The 18,726-nt window shown below is 24.4% G+C and carries 19 protein-coding genes and 1 pseudogene; 17 read left to right on the top strand and 3 right to left on the bottom strand.

Features of this window, described 5'->3' with window-relative positions; genetic code table 11:
* The 16 genes and pseudogenes from BN346_RS00580 to BN346_RS00510 all read left to right on the top strand — a co-directional run.
* Nucleotides 1-850: pseudogene (locus BN346_RS00580) on the top strand (hypothetical protein); the annotation flags it as partial.
* A gap of 121 nt (nt 851-971) precedes the next feature.
* Nucleotides 972-1,547 carry a hypothetical protein gene (locus BN346_RS00575; RefSeq protein ID WP_034438177.1) on the top strand — a complete coding sequence of 192 codons (576 nt, stop codon included), beginning with the start codon at nt 972-974 and terminating at the stop codon, nt 1,545-1,547.
* A 2-nt stretch (nt 1,548-1,549) separates the two neighbouring features.
* Nucleotides 1,550-1,705: a CD1375 family protein gene (locus BN346_RS21415; protein WP_158644424.1), complete on the top strand. Its 156-nt coding sequence runs from the start codon at nt 1,550-1,552 to the stop codon at nt 1,703-1,705.
* Between the two features lie 162 nt (nt 1,706-1,867).
* Nucleotides 1,868-2,623: a hypothetical protein gene (locus BN346_RS00570; RefSeq protein ID WP_034438175.1), complete on the top strand. Its 756-nt coding sequence runs from the start codon at nt 1,868-1,870 to the stop codon at nt 2,621-2,623.
* Between the two features lie 552 nt (nt 2,624-3,175).
* Nucleotides 3,176-3,526 (top strand): hypothetical protein, encoded by a 351-nt coding sequence (locus BN346_RS00565; protein WP_034438172.1) that lies wholly within the window; start codon nt 3,176-3,178, stop codon nt 3,524-3,526.
* A gap of 557 nt (nt 3,527-4,083) precedes the next feature.
* Nucleotides 4,084-4,302, top strand: a complete 219-nt coding sequence (locus BN346_RS00560) for a BhlA/UviB family holin-like peptide (RefSeq protein ID WP_034438171.1) — start codon at nt 4,084-4,086, stop codon at nt 4,300-4,302.
* 12 nt (nt 4,303-4,314) lie between these two features.
* Nucleotides 4,315-4,509, top strand: coding sequence for a hypothetical protein (locus BN346_RS00555; protein WP_034438169.1), 195 nt, complete (start codon nt 4,315-4,317; stop codon nt 4,507-4,509).
* Between the two features lie 5 nt (nt 4,510-4,514).
* Nucleotides 4,515-5,534, top strand: coding sequence for a GH25 family lysozyme (locus BN346_RS00550; protein ID WP_051539814.1), 1,020 nt, complete (start codon nt 4,515-4,517; stop codon nt 5,532-5,534).
* A gap of 174 nt (nt 5,535-5,708) precedes the next feature.
* On the top strand, nt 5,709-6,530 hold the full coding sequence (locus tag BN346_RS00545) for a hypothetical protein (RefSeq protein WP_034438167.1): 822 nt from the start codon (nt 5,709-5,711) through the stop codon (nt 6,528-6,530).
* 2 nt (nt 6,531-6,532) lie between these two features.
* The gene (locus tag BN346_RS00540; RefSeq protein ID WP_034438164.1) at nt 6,533-7,162 is read left to right on the top strand and encodes a hypothetical protein; all 630 of its coding nucleotides are present in this window, start codon (nt 6,533-6,535) and stop codon (nt 7,160-7,162) included.
* Complete coding sequence (locus BN346_RS00535) at nt 7,159-7,806, top strand: hypothetical protein (RefSeq protein WP_034438163.1); 648 nt, start codon at nt 7,159-7,161, stop codon at nt 7,804-7,806. Before BN346_RS00540 ends, BN346_RS00535 begins: the two co-directional genes overlap by 4 nt.
* 274 nt (nt 7,807-8,080) lie before the next feature.
* Nucleotides 8,081-8,431: a hypothetical protein gene (locus BN346_RS00530; RefSeq protein WP_034438161.1), complete on the top strand. Its 351-nt coding sequence runs from the start codon at nt 8,081-8,083 to the stop codon at nt 8,429-8,431.
* Between the two features lie 752 nt (nt 8,432-9,183).
* On the top strand, nt 9,184-9,795 hold the full coding sequence (locus BN346_RS00525; protein ID WP_034438160.1) for a hypothetical protein: 612 nt from the start codon (nt 9,184-9,186) through the stop codon (nt 9,793-9,795).
* A 908-nt stretch (nt 9,796-10,703) separates the two neighbouring features.
* Nucleotides 10,704-10,922, top strand: coding sequence for a PspC domain-containing protein (locus tag BN346_RS00520; protein WP_034438157.1), 219 nt, complete (start codon nt 10,704-10,706; stop codon nt 10,920-10,922).
* 81 nt (nt 10,923-11,003) lie between these two features.
* Complete coding sequence (locus tag BN346_RS00515) at nt 11,004-11,384, top strand: VOC family protein (RefSeq protein ID WP_034438156.1); 381 nt, start codon at nt 11,004-11,006, stop codon at nt 11,382-11,384.
* 414 nt (nt 11,385-11,798) lie between these two features.
* Nucleotides 11,799-13,706 carry an endonuclease MutS2 gene (locus BN346_RS00510; protein ID WP_034438154.1) on the top strand — a complete coding sequence of 636 codons (1,908 nt, stop codon included), beginning with the start codon at nt 11,799-11,801 and terminating at the stop codon, nt 13,704-13,706.
* Between the two features lie 48 nt (nt 13,707-13,754).
* Here the strand turns inward: BN346_RS00510 and nadC are convergent, their stop codons facing one another.
* Genes nadC through nadA form a run of 3 tightly spaced genes read right to left on the bottom strand, consistent with a single transcriptional unit; the run spans nt 13,755 to nt 16,795 of the window.
* Nucleotides 13,755-14,591, bottom strand: coding sequence for a carboxylating nicotinate-nucleotide diphosphorylase (gene nadC, locus BN346_RS00505; RefSeq protein ID WP_034438152.1), 837 nt, complete (start codon nt 14,589-14,591; stop codon nt 13,755-13,757).
* Complete coding sequence (locus BN346_RS00500) at nt 14,572-15,882, bottom strand: L-aspartate oxidase (RefSeq protein WP_034438151.1); 1,311 nt, start codon at nt 15,880-15,882, stop codon at nt 14,572-14,574. The genes nadC and BN346_RS00500 overlap by 20 nt, the downstream gene beginning before the upstream one ends.
* A gap of 1 nt (nt 15,883) precedes the next feature.
* Nucleotides 15,884-16,795 carry a quinolinate synthase NadA gene (nadA, locus tag BN346_RS00495; RefSeq protein WP_034438148.1) on the bottom strand — a complete coding sequence of 304 codons (912 nt, stop codon included), beginning with the start codon at nt 16,793-16,795 and terminating at the stop codon, nt 15,884-15,886.
* 158 nt (nt 16,796-16,953) lie between these two features.
* Between nadA and BN346_RS00490 the strand changes: the two genes are divergently transcribed.
* Nucleotides 16,954-18,678: a ComEC/Rec2 family competence protein gene (locus tag BN346_RS00490; RefSeq protein WP_034438146.1), complete on the top strand. Its 1,725-nt coding sequence runs from the start codon at nt 16,954-16,956 to the stop codon at nt 18,676-18,678.
* Nucleotides 18,679-18,726 lie beyond the last annotated feature (48 nt).

The raw sequence follows: 18,726 nt of genomic DNA, 5'->3' as shown, positions 1-18,726 counted from the left end.
GAAGCAATTAGATGCAAAGTTACCACAAATTGATTTTGATAATTTTAGAAAAGATTATGTAAGTAATAATGGATTTGCTAAAACAACAGGTACAAGTACTATATATAATGTTATATTAAATCCTGCTCCAACAAGTTATGTAGATGGATTAAATGTAACCATAATACCGCACATTGATTGTGGAGATAATCCTAAATTAAATATAAATGGATTAGGTGTCACAACAATTTTAAAACAAGATGGAACTGACATAAAAGCTGGAGATATAAAAGCTAATAAACCTTTGCCATTAGTGAGGGTAGGTAGCAATTTTTTTATAAAGAATAGTGGAGGAAGTGGACTTCAAATTAAAAGACGAACAAGTGGTTTTTTTTCAGCAACTCCTGAGAATAGAACTATAACATTGCCTTATACAGTCAATGTTGACAATGCTATTATTTTAATAAATAGTGATCTTAGCGAATTAGAATATTATTTTGATACTTCATTAGGAGCTCACGAATCTAATGCTATAAAGCTTAATACTGGAGTAAGTAGGGCAGGCTTATATTGGGAAGTTATAGAATTTAATAAGAAGGTTCATAATCTCAAATATGAGATAAGGTTTAAACCTGATGAAGTTAATCCAACTGTAAAGTATAATATAGATGTTAAAGACATTAATAAAGTATTAATGTTTTATAATAGAAATGCGACACCTACATCATCTTCGGCATTACAATATCACAACAACATAGGAATAGAATTAGGAAATGATACAAGTGGTAATTTTATAAAATTACATTTTAAAAGCACTTACAATAATTATTATAGTGCCAATATAAGAATTTTTCTTATAGAATTTGATTAAAAATAAGAAGGTGAAACATAAATAAGAAAGGGTGATAAAATTTGCTAATTATATATAACACACAAGGTAAAATATACAAGTCATACACGTTATATAGTGTTTAATAAAGGAAGTGGAATTAATGCAAATAGTTAAGTATGATATAGATGATAATATACTTACAGTAGGTTTTAAAGAAGATAATTTTGTGGTTTATAGTATTATAGAATATAATAAAAACTTATCTAAAAAAGAATTATTGAAACAGGCATATATGCAATGTAAAGATGCTATTGAGTATGAAAGGACTTTAGAAGAACATTTAATTACAACGGATGAAATAGGAGAAGAATTCATACTAGAAGATAGTAAAGCAATAAAATTAGAAGTTGACTTTGATAATTTAAAGGGTAAAGTTTTAGATCAATATGTGAATGTATTTTCTACAGATATTATATTTTCTGTAGAAGGTAGTGACAAAGTTAGTATAAAAAATAATAAAATTATTGAGGAATCTGTATTAATTGATACAGATTATTTTATTGTTGCTAAATATGGAGATTTAATAGAAAAACAACAAAATACTATATATGCTCCAAAAGTTGTGAAAGAAAATGTAGACAAAGAAAAAGTAGCTATGGCTGAAGCTATAGTTGATTTAAATAGTGAAATAGAAATATTAAAGAAAGAAATTGAACTTTTGAAAGGTGGCAAATAATTATGTTAAAACAATATTTAATAGTATCATATGGAATTTTAGTAAAGGCAGGAGCTTGGGATTTGGAAGAAACAGAAGGTTCTAATAAGCAGGTAGTTCCAGAAGAATATAAAATTAAGGTAGCAGAGTATTTGGCTACACAAAATATTACACAATAGAGAGATATGGTGATTGTGCTGAATATAACGAATATATAAGTGCCAAATTAGAAAAATAAAATTATCGTAAAATCGTTACAAAATTATTGTAAAATCATTGCAAAATTTTCAGAATATGATATCCTATAATTAGAAATTCATAAAAAGTAAGGAGGTGATACAATGCAATATTTATATGATCCTAAAAATATAGTCCAGTTAGGCGAAGAATTAAAACAAATTATTGATGATTATTGGGATAAAAAAATAACTAAAGATATTTGTTCTTATTATATATATTACTGGTATAGGAATACTGATTTATTTAATGAAAATGAAATTAATTCAAGTATTGAAAAGATTATAGGTAAGAATAGAACAAAACTAGTATATAGATTATTAAAAACAAATTTATTGGATTTAGAAAATTCAAGGGTTATATTAGTAAAAAGAAAAAAAGTTGACCATAAATACATTTCAATAGAAGTATTAAAAATTGACTATTTGCTTGAATATCTTCAAATTAGAAAAGTAGATATTGAAGATATAGAATATAATCTAAAAAGAACCAACACAGACTATACAGAAAAGGACTTGTTTGAATATTTACATGAAAAATATTCAACAGACTTTTTGAAATCTGATATTAAACTACCTAATTGGAAAGATATCTGTTATTCGCATGGAAATAGTATCGCTGTTTTAAAAGATATAAATAGTTTAAACTTTATGATAAACCTTATTCATAATTCCTCACAAAGTGAATATGAATTAGAAGCTGTATTATCAGAAAATATAGAAGGTATTGATGGCGATTTACAAAGATTTAGTAGATATATGAAAAAGTTAGAAAAAATATTAGAAAAAGCACAACTTGAAGATAAAAAAGAATACTTATATGAAATGAAAACTATATTTTTTAAGAGAATTTTAAAATAAAGTTTTTCATATAAAAATTGTAGGGATCTATCTCTAGATCCCTTTATGATTAATTTATTGGAAATGACATAAAATTGAATTTTATGTCATTTTTGAAATCTAAGATGACATAAAATTAAATAATTAAAAGGAAAAGCAGGGACTAGGTAATAGTCTTTTTTTATTATATAAAAAGATGTTTTATGTAATATTTATTATTAAATTATGTAGGTTTAGGTAATATTACTCAAATAGTATGTATAATATAAAAGTGTAATAGCAATTTTTGCATCACATGATCCAAAACCCTTGAATTAGGCAGTAAAAAGATATATCACCCTTTTTATTGCTTATTTTTATGCAAAGGAAGGTGAACAGAGTTGAATGAGGAGTTAATAGAAAAAAGAATAAGTGATTTAGAAGTTACACCAAAATCATCTAAGGCGACATAAAATTAAATAATTTAAAGACAATAGAGCAGGACCATCAAGGTTCTTTTTTTATAAAAGATATCATGTCTATTAAATAACATACGATATATTTAATAAATCTAAACATACAGGAGTGAATAGTATGAACTTACAAGGTATAAATATATCAAATTCTAATTACTATGCAAAATCAGTAAAAGAAAAATTTATGGTTAAAGATAATGAAAAACTTAAAAAAGATATAGAAAAGCAAAATGAAATTAGAAAAAACAATTTAAATTCAAATAAATTTGAAAATGAACAGGAAGAAAATGAAGAAGGTACAAGTTCTAAAATAGTTACAACTGCTGATGGAATGAAAACATTGTTGTTAATGAAAGATTTAAAAGTAGTTTCATCATTAAGTCTTGGGAAAAGTACAAATGATTTAGAAAAAATACAAGAAAGTGAAGTTGATAATATAAATATTAATATATCTGAATCAAATGAATAAGAATATATTTTTAGATAAAAACGTGTTTTATGTAATACTTATTATTAAATTATGTAGTTTAGGTAATATTACTTAAATAATATGTATAATATAAAAAGTGTAATAGCAATTTTACTTCACATGATCCGAAAACCCTTAACTTGGACAATAGGAAGATGTATCATTTTCTTATTGTCCATTTTTTATATGAAAAATAAGATGATATAAAATTAAATAAATTAAAGGGGAAAGTAGGGGCTAGATATAGTCTTTTTTATTGGAGTTTTATTAAATAAGTATTTAAAATATAAATAACAAAACACTATAAAAATTTCGACAAATGGTTTCAGAAAAATACAAATTGTGATAATCTATTAATAGAAAACATATTTTAAAAACTGAATAGACTCAATTTAAATTTCCCTAAAAAGATGGTGTAAAAGCCATCTTTTTTAATACTCAAAAACAATATAAAATATAAAACTAAAATAATGATTTAAACAATACTGCTTATTAATTGAATAGGCAGTATTTTAATTTAAAATAAATTATCAAAATTAAAGAAGGGTAGTTGTAATATGGAAGAACTATTGAAGGTAGCAGAAACACAAGGAATATGGTGTCTTGCATGTATATTACTTACAATATATGTGCTTAAAACTACAAAGGAAAGAGAAGATAAGTTAAATGCAACTATAGACAATAACCAGAAAATAATAATGGATTTAACTAAAAATATAGAAGTTGTAACAGAAATAAAACAAGATGTTGAGGACATAAAAGAAAAATTAAAATAGGTGGTGATTATATTGGAATTCTTAAAAAATTTACTTCAAATAAAAAAGATAATTGCGTTACTAACTACTATAGTATTTTGTTTTTTATCAATTAAAGGCTTGATAAGTAGCACAGAATTTCTTTCAGTGTTTACCCTAATAATAGGATTTTATTTTGGTCAATCAAGTGCAAGACAAGCTATTAAAGAAAATAATAGGGAGGAATAGTTAAAATGCAAAGTAGAAGTAGAAGCAATTTAAAAGGAATAGATATTTCAAATTGGCAAGGAGATATAGATTATAGTAAGGTCAAAGCTAGTGGGATAAAAATAGCTTATATGAAAGCATCCGAAGGCAGTAATTACAAGGATGCTTTTTTAGAACAAAATTATAGTAGAGCAAAAAAACAAGGATTAAAAGTTGGGTTTTATCACTTTTTTAGAGGTGATGCTTTAAATGAAGCTAGATATTTTGTAGAGTGTATTAAAAATAAAGTTTCAGATTGTTTATTAGCATTAGATATAGAAGTAGATTGTGGTATGGATAAAAGTACACTAACTACTGCATGTATAACATTTTTAGAGGAAGTAAAAAGATCAACAGGAAAAAATGTTGTTGTATATACTTATACATCTTTTGCTAATTCAAGTTTAGATTCAAGACTTTCAAAATATCCAGTATGGATTGCACATTATGGTGTTGAAACTCCAGGATATAATCCTATTTGGACATCATGGGTAGGATTTCAATATAGTGATAAAGGACAAGTTAATGGTGTAAATGGTAACTGTGATGTTAATGAATTTAATAGTGGTATATTTAATGGGGTTGTAACTCTTGATAAGAATGAGGGAATAGTTACAGCAGATGTATTGAATGTTAGAGATAAACCTAATGGAAATATAATAGGAACATTATTAAATGGGCAAGTTGTTAAAATAGATAAAAAAGTTGATAATTGGTATTCAATATTCTATGGAGATTATGGAGGATATGTAAGTTCAAATTATATAAAAACAGAATATGAAAAAGAAAATAAAAAGGAAGTGTATGATATGAAAACAATAGTACTTTATTTCGGTGACATGGATGCAAATGCTGCTATATATGTAGCACAAAAGAATCAATGTCCTATGATGAAGAAAAGTGATTTTGATATAAGTGGATTGAAAGCAGAAAAGATAATTCAAATAGGTGGCAAAGCTGGTAGTACTAGATATGATAGTTTAAAAGGTGCTGGTAAATTAGTGTAAATTTAAAGGTAGATTGCAAGTTGAAAAATACAATAAATATATTTTTATAAAAATATATTTATTGTATATGACTATTGATTATGATTTTGAAAAAAATTATAATATTAAGTAATAAGTATTTGAAATTTTACATATAAAGTGGTAAAATAATTTTTTTGTGTGGGGGATAAATGTATGGCAAGTTTATTTTTTTATAAGAAAAAAGATGAAACAAATATTTTTGATCTAATTTATTTTAAAGATGGCAAATTGGAGTTAGAAGAAATCAAAAATATTTTAGAAGGCAAGAGTGCAAAATATAATTCGGATAAAATTTTTAATGAAGAAGGGTATACACAAATAGTAGTTGATTTAGAAAAAGGATTATTAAGTAGTACATATATATTTAAAAACAAATTAGGTCAATATACAACTATTGAATATGATGATAAAGATGATGAATTAAAAATTAAGAGAAATCCTTATTTTTATTTCGGGCAGTCTAGACTTTTAGTGAAAGATGATTTGAATATAATGGTAAAAGCAAATTATTCTAGTGAAGAATCATCAAAAGGAAAATGCTTATTATTTTTAGATGAAATAGGAATAGATATAGAATCTGTAAAATTTAGTAATGAAGTATTTAAATATATCAAAGATAATTATAACTGGAAGAGAATAAAATTACAAAGAATAGAAAGAGAGAAAGATAGCACTAAAAATATTTCTTATGAAGTCGATCCATCTTCAGATAAGGAATCAGAAGTGGATAAGATATATAGCGAATGTGGAGTTTTTGAAAGTATAGCATTTAATATACCATTCATAGACAGCGTATATTTAGTAAAATTATATAGGGCAGATCATAAGGTTACAGTTGATGAATCACAATTCAAAACAAAAGAATTATTTGAAGAATTTTGTTTGTATTTAATGAGTGAAATTATGTCAATAATACATAATGAGACTTTATTAAATGAAGGAAATGGTGAATTAGATAATGAAGGAGATGATTAGAAATGGATTGCAAAATATTTAAATCATCAGAAAAGATAAATATGAATGATTTAAATAAAAAATTATTAAGTTCTAATTTTTATACTCAAGAAAAAGAAGATATCTCTATATTTCATTGCAATTTAATCGAAGATAATATATGGCATGTAGTATTTTATATTAATGAAGAAATTTCAACTACATCAAAGTATGTAAAAAATATAAGCACATTACCCATAAATGTTTATATTAATACATTTATATTTACTAATAAGGATATATTATGTATTGAAAATATATATACTGAATACTGTGATTTAATAATAAGTAAGATAAATAAGATTACAGATATATGCTTTAAGATGTATAAGTTATTACAAGAAGATATGGTTAATATAGTTAAAAATAAATCTAACCAAATTCTTCAATATGACTGTGAAGAAGATGGATTTATTTATAGTTATGAAAATCAAAATGATATAAATACAGCTATAGAAGAAAATAAAAAAATATATTATATGAATATAACTCCAAATTTAGAAGGATACAAAAAGGTATTAACTTCGATTAAAAAATCTGGCGAGATAAATATAAAGGCAAATATTCCACTAGTATTGATAAAACTATTAGAATATTTTTTAAGTGATATATGATTAATGTTATAAAAATTATTAGCTATATTATATTAGGTTCTATATCAATTATAGTAACAACATTTAAAGATAAATTTGATATATATGCAATAGTATTATCAGTATTTATAGGTATAATATCATTGGTCTTAGGTTTTGTTTGTAAGGAATATGAAAATATATATAATCAACTAACTAATCGCAATGAAGAAAATAAAAAATTGAATGCAAAAATATCAGAGTTACTTATAACTATAAATGACAAATCACCATATATAATACAAGAGTATATTCATGATGCACCTAAAAATGTGTTAATGAGGGATAAATTATATAATGTAGAGATTATTCTATCGACAATAAGCAATGATTATGAAATAAAGTATCTTAATGTAAGTTTAAGTAAAAGGGGAAAGTTAGATCAGAGTATATTTTTAAAACAAAAAAGTTGTTATGAACTTAAAAATAGATATCCAACCTACAGAAATGGGAAACATGAATTTGTCTTTGACATGAAGAATAATGAAAGATTAAATTCAGTTGCTAAAACTGAGTTTAATCTTTCATGTAGCGAAGTTGGTGAAGTTGAGATGATTATAGAAATTATGGGAGATGTAGCAGCAATAACTAAAAAGAAAACAATTAATTTGAAGGTGATAGAATAATATTTATTGTTGTATTAGATTAAAATTATAAATAGAAATTTGATTTGATAAAAAGATGAATTATGTTAGAATAAATTATAAAAGAATATTGCACAAAATAAGCCTAGGAGTTGAAAAGACTTCTGGGTTTATTTTTTTATGTAAAAAAATTAAGTGGTTATTGTATAGTGTCAAATAAAGTTTGAATTATTCTAGTTTTGTCGATATTATGTACAAAAGTAAGATATTGTTATATTATCAAGTTATATATTAAATCAAATAGGGGGATTATTACATGAAAAAGGCAATCGGAATTATAAGTATTGTATTGTTTTGCTTAATAGGATTTCAAAGTTGTGCAGCAGGATTAGGAAATGCATTGAGTTCAAATGGTGAAATTAGTGGCACAGCTGGAATAATGTTAGCTTTCTGTATGCTTATAGGGGGAATCATAGCATTAGTATCAAAGAATAGCAAAGGATTAATTATAACTTCAATAGTATTTTATGTTATAGGTGGTTTAATAGGAATAGCCAATATTGGAACATTTAAAGACTTGCAAATTTGGTCAATATTAAGTTTTATTTTTGCTGTATTGTTAATATTTAATATTATAAAAAATAAAGAGTTATATAATAACAAATAAATTCAAGTAAAAGCATGTATGCAAGTTATAAAACCATATAAGTATTAAGACTGATAATAATAAAAAGTAGTGCAATATTCGTGCAGTAGTAGTGCAGTAATATGAAAAAACGATACTAATTAAAAGCGTAAAATCAACATTTATTCTTTAATAAATGTTGATTTTATAAGGTTTTAGGCATAAATAGAAGTAAATTAATAGATGTTATTTCGACGGGTGAGTTCGATTCTCACATATTCCCGCCAATTAGATTATTAAAATAACTAAGTTTGGTTATTTTAGAGATATAGAGCCGATATGATATAAAAATCATATCGGCTGTTTTATATTTTAAAAAGAAGATTTATATAAAATTTTTATAACAAAAATAAATTGTTTCTAGCTATTATATTAAAACGTATACTATTGTAAGTTTGCTTGCAAATAGTTTTGAAAATAGATAAGGCAATATCATTATTATAAATATCATCATTACAAATATCCCTGCAATTATTTAGAAAAGTCTTTTTATGAGTGTATTCAAAATAGTTATATGAAAATGTCATAAATATACCTCCGAAATATCAATATATTCATATATTATAATATAAGATTATATATTTGTTGATATTCAAATTATGTCAGTATACTAATTGAAACTTAAATGACGTTGTTAAAATGAATAAAGTAAAGAATTTTTAAACATTTATTTTATCAAAAGCATTTATTAATTTTTATAAGTATAATAATAATAAATGTATTAGGAGGAATTTATGGATAAAAAATTTAAATTTTTATTAATCATTTTAACTATTCTATTTTTAAGTGTTGGGTTAATTTTTTATAAAAATGAAGGTCAATTAAAAAAATCTAATATAGCTATAAATAAATATTTAGATAAGGTAGAAATTAAAGAATTAGATGAACATAGTTTTCTTCAAAACTTAGCAAAAACACAGGATATAAGTTATGATGAAGCTATGGGTTTAAATAGTAAATACAAGGTTGATAATGAAAATATAGTAATAAAATATGCAGAGAAAATTCAACCATATAGTATTAATGATGATATGAATGTAGTTATGATTGTAGATTTTAAGTATATTCATAATAAGGATACTAATGAGAATAAGATTATAAGTGTAGGTAGTACTTATATTAATTTAAATGGTGAATATGAAGGCAGTTGGAGTGGTTCAAAATTTAATAAATATATTGAACCTGAAGAAATAAGAATAAGTACAACAGGACAAATTTTAGTTGAGGTAAAAAATAAAAAGACTGATATTTCAGGATTGCAAAAAGTTATGGAAACGAAAAATAGTTTAAAATATGCAAGTGAAATAGAGACTTATGCAATGACAATAAATATAAAAGAATTATAAATATAAAATCTATAACCTTACGATATTCATATACAATAAAGAAATATTTATATATAATGAATATTATATAGGGGTACATTTTATATTCCAAGAAACAGGAATTATTTAAAACGTTATTCATAAAAATTTCAAAGAAACTCTAATGGATTTGTCATTTTATTTCCAAGACTAAACGGCTATTAGTGAACTAAATTAAGAGCTATGTAATTAAATTCTAGTCTATTTTTCATAACTCTTCGTTAGTAATTCACATTAATAAAATACCATTATTGATGTGAATTACTTCCTTGATTTATAAATAATATACATTAAATTTTAAATTACATATTTCTAAATTTAGTTCACACGACGTCCTATCTAGGCAGTCGCTGAACCCGTCCTTGGGTTCAGGCCTTGAAAATAAAACACAAATTAATAAGAGTTTCTAAATCAATTTTTAAAGAAATACTAATTTAAATAATTCCTGTTTCTTGATAAAAGAAAAAAATTTTCAATTGAGAAAGATGTTATTTTGAATTTGAACTTGGAACACTAAGAATCCAAGTTCAAATTCAAATTATTATTTCAAGTGAGAAAGAGCTGTTTAAACGAATGTACAGAAATTAACAATTAACAATGAAGGATAAAACTGAATTATTATTTTTTTATTGGTTTACATAAGGATTTGCAAAGCAAATTATTTAAACACAATATAAAAACTAGTTTTTATGTGCTTCTATTTTTAAATATTAGGAACAAAGTGAGTAATAACTACCATAACTTTTCACTTTTACTTCTTACTTAGTTCCAATATAAAATAGAAATAACATGTAAATTTAGTAGTATCATTTGATAAAAAGATTATTTTAAATTTGAGCTTGGAAACCTATATAAGTAGAAGTTTAGTGTGAAAATAAGGGGTGAGAAACATGGAATTTTTTAAAAAGCCTATATATAAATGTAAAAAGAATAGAAAAATTGATGGAGTATGTGCAGGAATAGCCAAAACAATTGGAATAGATGTTAGTTGGATAAGACTACTTTTTGCAGTATCTATTTTTGCTGGTGGCTCAGGAATAATAGTTTATATATTATTAGATATAGTGCTTGATAATGAACCAGAAGACCCTTTAAATAGTGATTTATAATGATATGAAAAATTTAAGTTTAATTCCAGAGTATTTAACTAATAATATTTTAGATAGTAAATATTATTAGGAGGAATTAAAATGATTAATAAAATAGGAAAAATAACATTATATGTAGATAATCAAGAAGAAGCTAAAGCGTTTTGGGTTGAAAAGTTAAATTTTATTGTTAAATTTGAAAAAGAGATGGGACCTAATATGAAATGGATTGAAGTTGGACCAAGCGAAAGTGAATTTACTACGTTTATATTGTATAATAAAACTTTAATGAAATCACAAAATCCAGATGCAAACTTGGAACATCCATCAATAATTTTAAGCACAATTGATATAGAGTCAGCATATGATAAAATGAAAAATAATGGTGTTGAAGTAGGCATGATGATGAATATGCCATATGGAAAAATGTTTCCATTCAAAGACCAAGATGGAAATGAATATTTAGTTAGAGAAGATAAGTAAAATTATAATTATAATTTTAAATATTAAGTATTGACTAAGAATATTTAATATGATATTTTATAATAAATTGAATTAAAAAGGAGTGCTTTTTGTGAGTGAGGTAGTATCTAAATAAATTAATTTAATATTTTATAAATCTCAAAAAATAGGTATTAAAGTACCTTTGTTTGTTGTGGGTTTATTTAAATTAATGATGAAGATACCTTAATAGCAAAAAGACATTAAATATTAATGATGATAAATGTAACAATGATTTTTTTGTTGTATATGAAATATCATCTATGGTAATTGATTGTTAAGCTATGGATTTTCCATAGCTTTTATTTATTTAAATTAAAATTGAAGTTTTAAAAATAGGTATCTTCATAATGAATTTCTAATAAAAATTTAAAATTAGTTATGAGGAGAAAATAAATGAATAATAATGCAATAGAAAAATTACAATATAACGAAATAAAAGAAATGTTAAAATCATTTTGTGTGAGTGGATTAGGAAAGAATTTAATTGATAAGTTAACACCAGAATCAAATATGAAAATTGTAAAAACTAGACTACAGGAAACTAGTGAGGGCCGAAACATCTTAGATATATATAGTTATGTTCCACTAGAAGGAATTTCTAATATAAATAAATTTATAGAAAAAATTGAAAAAGGAATGGTTTTAGAGTGTGATGAGTTAAATAGTTTTAGTGATTTTTTTAGAGGGTGTACGAAGATAAAACAGTTTATGATAAATAAAGAAGATTTAGCGCCCCTATTAGGTTCATACTCTAATTCTATTGTAGATTTTAAATCAATTGAAGATGAAATTAACTTATCAATTAAAGGAAATAGGGTTGATTCATCTGCAAGTAAGGAATTAAAAAGAATAAGAAGACTAATAGATGTAACTGAGGAGAAAATAGAAGAAAAGTTAAGTAAATTCTTAAAGAATGATTCTAATAAGAAATATATACAAGAATTCTTTATAAGTAAAAGAAATGGAAGATATACTATTCCAATAAAAAGTTCCTATAAAAATTTTGTTGAAGGAAGCATTGTAGAATCATCATCAAAAGGAACCACAATATTTATGGAGCCTAAGGCTATAGGAAAATTAAGCCAGGAGTTGATTGTGTTAAAAAGTGATGAGGCCATAGAAGAATATCAAATTTTAGCTACACTTACAGGTATAATTTTAGAAAAAATAAAAGATATAAAAATAAATAAAGAATTAATAGCTCAATATGATATGATATTTTCCAAAGCTAAATATAGTAAAAGCATTAAAGGAATAGAACCTAAAATAAATAATTATGGATATATAAAACTAATTAAGTGTAAACATCCATTATTGAGGGGTAATGTAGTTCCATTAGATTTTGAAGTAGGAGATAATTATAGAACTTTAATAATAACAGGACCTAATGCTGGTGGAAAAACTGTGGTTTTGAAGACTTTAGGGTTACTAACATTGTTAGTACAATCAGGGATTCATATAGAAGGGGAAAAAGGTTCAGAAATAGCTATATTTGATAAAATATTTGTTGATATTGGTGATGATCAAAGTTTGGAAAATGCATTAAGTACTTTTTCATCACATATGAAAAATTTATCAGCTATAATGAAAGAAAGTAATAGAAATACATTACTATTATTTGATGAAATTGGAAGTGGAACAGAGCCAAGTGAAGGTGCTGCATTAGCCATATCAATACTAGAAGAATTTTATCACATGGGGTGTATTACTGTTGCAACAACACATTATGGAGAAATAAAAAGATTTTCAGAGAAACACAGTGACTTTGAAAATGCTGCAATGAAATTCAACAAAAAAACATTAGAACCATTATACAAATTAGTCATTGGAAAAGCTGGTAATAGTAATGCAATTTGGATTTCAAGAAAAATGGGTATAAGTCAGAAAGTTTTAGAACGTGCACAAAATTATATGAAGAAAAGAGAATATAATTTTAATTTAGTCAAAGAAAGTAAAGTAAAAAAGGCTTCTTTTGATGAACAAGAAACTAACAAAGAAAACTTTTATGAATATAAAAAAGGAGATAAAGTTCTATTGCTAGATTACAATTATTCAGGAATTGTATATGAAGAAATAGATGAAAACAATAACTTAAAGATATTTGTAAACAATGACATTTTAGAAGTCAATTATAAAAGAATAAAATTAGAAATAAAGGCAAGTAATCTATACCCAGAAGATTATGATTTAAATACAATTTTTCAAGAATATAAAGAGAGAAAATTAGAAAAAGATATTAAGAGAGGATCTAAAAAAGCTCTAAAAAAAATTCAAAAAGAAATAAAAAAACATTATATATAATTAAGAAAAATATAAGGAGATGTAAAATATTTTACATCTCCTTAAAAGCTATATATATTTCAAATTTTTAAGAGAAATATCTAAAGACTTATAAGAATGAGTAGTTGCACCGCTTGATATAAAATCAACACCAGTTTCTGCAACAGATTTTATTGTGGATAAATCGATATTACCAGAAGCTTCAGTTAAAGCAGCACCATCAATAACTTTAACTGCATCATTCATAGTTTCAATGCTCATATTGTCAAGCATTATTATGTCCGCATTAGTTAAAATTGCTTCTTTAACTTCTTCTATACTTTCAGTTTCAACCTCGATTTTTTTTAGATTTCCTATGTTATTTCTTACGAGAGTAACAGCATTTGTTATGTTTCCAGCAGCCTTTATATGGTTATCTTTTATTAAGATACCATCAGAAAGAGAATATCTATGATTTACGCCACCACCAATTTTAACAGCATATTTTTCAAACATTCTAAGACCAGGTGTAGTTTTTCTAGTATCTAAAAGTTTTGCTTTAGTATGAGAAATTTCTTTTACTAAGTTATTAGTTAAAGTAGCTATTCCACTCATTCTTTGAATTATATTAAGAGCTAATCTTTCACCAGAAAGTATGTTTTTCGTATTCCCCTTTAAATTAGCTATAATATCACCTTTTTTTATAATATCACCATCTTTAAAATTAAAAGATATATCTACATTTCCAAGAAGTTCAAAAACCCGTTTAAATACAGGGAGTCCTGCAATTATACCATCTTCTTTACAGATTAATTCAATACTACAAAGGCTATCATCATTTACAATGGAATCTGTAGTCAAGTCATAATAAGGCATATCTTCTTTCAATGAGTTTATTAAAAAATCATCAACTGCAAACCAATTCATTTTTTATATCGCTCCTTAAATTTTTTAATTTATCTATTATTAAAATTTCATCATTTTTAATAAGGGATGTATATTCTGAAAAATCTAGTATTTTATCGAAAGTATAATAACTAGATTTTATGGAACTATTATTAATTAAGCGTGAAGCCCTACGAGAGAATACTAACGCCTCTAGTAAAGAGTTACTTGCAAGTCTATTGTTTCCATGGACTCCGGTACAACTAACTTCACCAACAGCAAATAAATTTTTCATAGAGGTTTCAGAATTTAAATTTACCTCTATACCTCCCATGAAGTAATGTTGAGCAGGGCATACAGGAATTCTTTCTTTTGTTATATCATAGCCTTTTTCCATACATTTTTTATATATTGATGGAAATCTAGTTTTGATAAAATCACTAGGTTTATGAGAAATATCTAAATACACATAAGGTATATGACTTTTGGATATTTCTTTTTTTATAGCTTCAGTAACAACATCTCTAGGTAATAATTCATCTATAAAACGTTCATTATTACAATTAAAAAGAAGAGCACCTTCTCCTCTTAAAGATTCTGAAATCAAAAAACTTCTATCAGTAGAGTTTTTTTCATATAAAGAAGTTGGATGAAATTGAATATATTGAAGATCTTTAACTTTTATAGAATGTCTTAATGCAATGCTTAAGGCACTACCTCTTAATGATTTATCATTAGTTGAATGTATAAATAATCCTCCAATTCCACCACAAGCAAGAACAGTGTGATTGGCATTAACTGTAAATATTTTATCTTTACTTAAAAACACTCCGCCATAACATAAATTATTTGTATTTATAATATCAACAAGACAAGCGTTTTCAATTATAGTTATATTTTTTTTAGAACAAGCTTTTTCTTTTAATGTTTCAAAGACTTTTTCACCTGTTTTATCTTTGCAATGAACAATTCTATTTACACTGTGACATCCTTCACGAGTATAATATAGTTTATTATTTATTAAATCAAATGGTACACCTAACTTTATAAGTGTATCTATATTTTCTATAGATTCTGCAACTAAAGTTTTTACTGCATTTAAATTATTTTTATAATTGCCAGCTCTTAGTGTATCGTTTACAAATAATTCTTCATCCTCTTTGTTTAGAGCTGTAGAGATACCACCTTGGGCTAAGTATGAGTTACAATTTATAGTTTTAGATTTAGTAACTATTAAAATATTTAAATTATCACTCAAATTTAGTGCGGTATAAAGACCTGCTATTCCACTTCCAATAATTAAAACATCAGCATATAAATGTTCAGAATTCATTTTATATGCCTAAACTAAGCATATTCTTTAATGAAGCTGAAGCACCTGCTATAACATCTTCAGAAAGAATTACTTCATTATCTAAGTTTTTTAATGTATTATAAAGTGATTTTAGTGATGTTTTTTTCATATTGGAACAAGTCATATCTAAAAAATAAAAGTTTCTATTTGGATATTTCATTTCTAAATCATATTTTACACCGCATTCAGTTACTACAAGATAATTTTCTGATGAATCAGAACCTACAAAATCTATTATTTCTTTAGTACTACCAACAAAAGAAGCTTTGTCACAGACTTCTTTTTTGCATTCAGGGTGAACTAAAATTTTATAAGGTTTATCTTTCATTTCTAATTTGAAAGTATCTAAATCATTTAATGTAATATTATTATGGATAGGGCAATAACCACTCCATAAAATTATATTTTTTTCAGGAAGTTTATTTGCAACATAAGATCCTAAATTTTTATCTGGAACAAAAATAATATCCTTTTCTTTTATATTAGAAACTATATTTATAGCACTAGAAGATGTGCAACAAACATCTGAAACAGATTTAACTTCACTAGAAGAGTTTACGTAGCAAACTACTTTACTATTAGGGTAATCTTGCTTTAATTTTAATATATCTTCCTTTGTTACCATATCTGCCATTGGACATGTTGCTGTCTGTGAGCTATATAGTACTTTTTTTTCAGGCGATAATATCTTAGCGCTTTCAGCCATAAATGTAACACCACAAACAACTAAAAGTTGTTTGTCGCTTTTTTTACCAATTTCGCTTAAATAATAAGAGTCACCTACATAATCAGCAATTTGTTGAATTTCTTTAGGCTGATAAAGATGAGCTAGTATAAGGGCATCTTTATCTTTTTTTAATTTTACAATTTCATTTTCTAAATTTAAGCACATAAGTACGACCTCACTTTTGATGTTTATACTAGTGTATATACACTAGTATAAATATAACACTCATGAAAAGAATAGGCAATATAAATTTGAAAAAATGGATATAAATGAATTAAAGTGTCAATGATTACATATATAATATAATAAAATTAGGTGATCAAATGTATAGGCCATTGGTTTTATATGCTATTTCAATACTTTTAGGTTCTGTTACTTCATATATTTTTTTAGAAAAAATATATATAGGAATAATTATAAATGTTATATTAATAATTATTTTTTATAAAAAGTTAGAAAAAGAAGATTTTATAATTGCTATGATATTTGTGTTTATTGGTTTTATGTCACATTATAATTACTTCAATTTTGAGCTTGGTGAACAAATTCAGGGTAGAATAATAGAATGTAACAAATATAAAATTGTAGCTACTGTGAAAAATAGAAAGGTATTTTTAGAGGGAGAAGGTTTATCTAGTTTAAAAATTGGAGATGTTTTTGAGGCAAAAGGTAATTTTAAATTTGATATAGATTATAAAAATGGATCTTTGGGAATTTTCAACATAGATAGTATGAATTCAAATAGTGATATATTAAGTAAAGTTTATAATATAAAGAATTTGTGTTATCAAGAAATAGAAAAATATGATGAAGAATTAGCCAATTTTGTAATGGCTATATCATTAGGTGATAAATCGTTTTTAGATTACGAAAAAAAAGGTGTAATGAATACATTAGGGATAATACATATAATTACTGTTTCTGGATTTCATATAGCACTTATTTATACATTTATAGAAAAAGTATTAAATTACAAAGTTGCAATAGTAACTACCTTTATATATATAACAATTATAGGATATACTCCATCTACTGTTAGAGCATTTATAATGATATTTATTTTAGTTATGTCTAAAAAAGTTTATAGAAATTATGATAGTTTAAGTAGTTTATCATTAGCATTTATAATATTAGTTTCTATGAAACCATACTACATATTAAATCCAGCATTTAATTTATCATTTTTATCAGTATTAGGAATTATTACTATGAAAGATAAATTTGATAAAGTATTAGACTTTTTGCCTACATTAATAAAAGATTCAGTGTCTATAACTCTATCAGCATCAATGCTTACAACTTTATATATGGCATACAATTTTAAAAAAGTAAATTTAAATGGAATTGTTGCAAATTTTCTATTGATGCCATTTTATTCATTTTTAATAATTGTTAGTAATTTGCTTTTAATTTTAATATATATACCAAAGTTTAATAAAGTTTTTATATATTTATTGAAAGGATTACTTTTATGCACAAATACTTTTGAAAATTTTATAGTTAGCAATTTTAATACTGTATATACTATAAGTTATATTGGAGCATTAACTATAACATCAATGTATATATCATATATTTTTTATAAAAAAAATCATAAGAACACAATTTTCATACCAATCATAATGACAATATTTACCCTTGTTAATATGTATTCATATTATCCCAATATAAGTTATATAAAAACAAAAAAAGGTACAACAATAAATATAAGCTATAAAATGAATAATATCATACTGAGCAATAATAAAGTAAAAATATCAAAAATACGAGAAGATATTAAAGTAGATAGAATATATGATGAAATAGAAAATGAAAAAAATATAAAGTTAAATAATAAATATAATATTATGGTAAAAAATAATGGAAAAGATTTAGATTTAATTATTGATGATAAAATTATTATAACTAAAAATAGGAAATCTAATTTAGACAATAATAAAGCTTATAAACAAGTGAAAATAGTTGAAGATGATAGAAATGTAGGAATTGGATTTACCTATGATAAATATAAGTTAGTAAATAAAAATGTATTCCAGGTTCAAATTTAAAATAGAAATGAATAATCTTAACCATAACTAATCACTTTTCACTCTTAG

This window comes from Clostridium ihumii AP5 (assembly GCF_000612845.1).
In the GTDB taxonomy this organism is placed as follows: Bacteria; Bacillota; Clostridia; order Clostridiales; family Clostridiaceae; genus Clostridium_J; species Clostridium_J ihumii.
Note: the sequence above shows the minus strand (reverse complement) of the source record. Positions and strands in the feature narration are given on the sequence as shown.

Excerpts from the sequence above, each read along its gene's own strand:
- BN346_RS00575 (WP_034438177.1), top strand. The coding sequence starts at position 972 with ATGCAAATAGTTAAGTATGATATAGATGATAATATACTTACAGTAGGT.
- BN346_RS21415 (WP_158644424.1), top strand. The coding sequence starts at position 1,550 with ATGTTAAAACAATATTTAATAGTATCATATGGAATTTTAGTAAAGGCA.
- BN346_RS00570 (WP_034438175.1), top strand. The coding sequence starts at position 1,868 with ATGCAATATTTATATGATCCTAAAAATATAGTCCAGTTAGGCGAAGAA.
- BN346_RS00565 (WP_034438172.1), top strand. The coding sequence starts at position 3,176 with ATGAACTTACAAGGTATAAATATATCAAATTCTAATTACTATGCAAAA.
- BN346_RS00560 (WP_034438171.1), top strand. The coding sequence starts at position 4,084 with ATGGAAGAACTATTGAAGGTAGCAGAAACACAAGGAATATGGTGTCTT.
- BN346_RS00550 (WP_051539814.1), top strand. The coding sequence starts at position 4,515 with ATGCAAAGTAGAAGTAGAAGCAATTTAAAAGGAATAGATATTTCAAAT.
- BN346_RS00545 (WP_034438167.1), top strand. The coding sequence starts at position 5,709 with ATGGCAAGTTTATTTTTTTATAAGAAAAAAGATGAAACAAATATTTTT.
- BN346_RS00540 (WP_034438164.1), top strand. The coding sequence starts at position 6,533 with ATGGATTGCAAAATATTTAAATCATCAGAAAAGATAAATATGAATGAT.
- BN346_RS00535 (WP_034438163.1), top strand. The coding sequence starts at position 7,159 with ATGATTAATGTTATAAAAATTATTAGCTATATTATATTAGGTTCTATA.
- BN346_RS00530 (WP_034438161.1), top strand. The coding sequence starts at position 8,081 with ATGAAAAAGGCAATCGGAATTATAAGTATTGTATTGTTTTGCTTAATA.
- BN346_RS00525 (WP_034438160.1), top strand. The coding sequence starts at position 9,184 with ATGGATAAAAAATTTAAATTTTTATTAATCATTTTAACTATTCTATTT.
- BN346_RS00520 (WP_034438157.1), top strand. The coding sequence starts at position 10,704 with ATGGAATTTTTTAAAAAGCCTATATATAAATGTAAAAAGAATAGAAAA.
- BN346_RS00515 (WP_034438156.1), top strand. The coding sequence starts at position 11,004 with ATGATTAATAAAATAGGAAAAATAACATTATATGTAGATAATCAAGAA.
- BN346_RS00510 (WP_034438154.1), top strand. The coding sequence starts at position 11,799 with ATGAATAATAATGCAATAGAAAAATTACAATATAACGAAATAAAAGAA.
- nadC (WP_034438152.1), bottom strand. The coding sequence starts at position 14,591 with ATGAATTGGTTTGCAGTTGATGATTTTTTAATAAACTCATTGAAAGAA.
- BN346_RS00500 (WP_034438151.1), bottom strand. The coding sequence starts at position 15,882 with ATGAATTCTGAACATTTATATGCTGATGTTTTAATTATTGGAAGTGGA.
- nadA (WP_034438148.1), bottom strand. The coding sequence starts at position 16,795 with ATGTGCTTAAATTTAGAAAATGAAATTGTAAAATTAAAAAAAGATAAA.
- BN346_RS00490 (WP_034438146.1), top strand. The coding sequence starts at position 16,954 with ATGTATAGGCCATTGGTTTTATATGCTATTTCAATACTTTTAGGTTCT.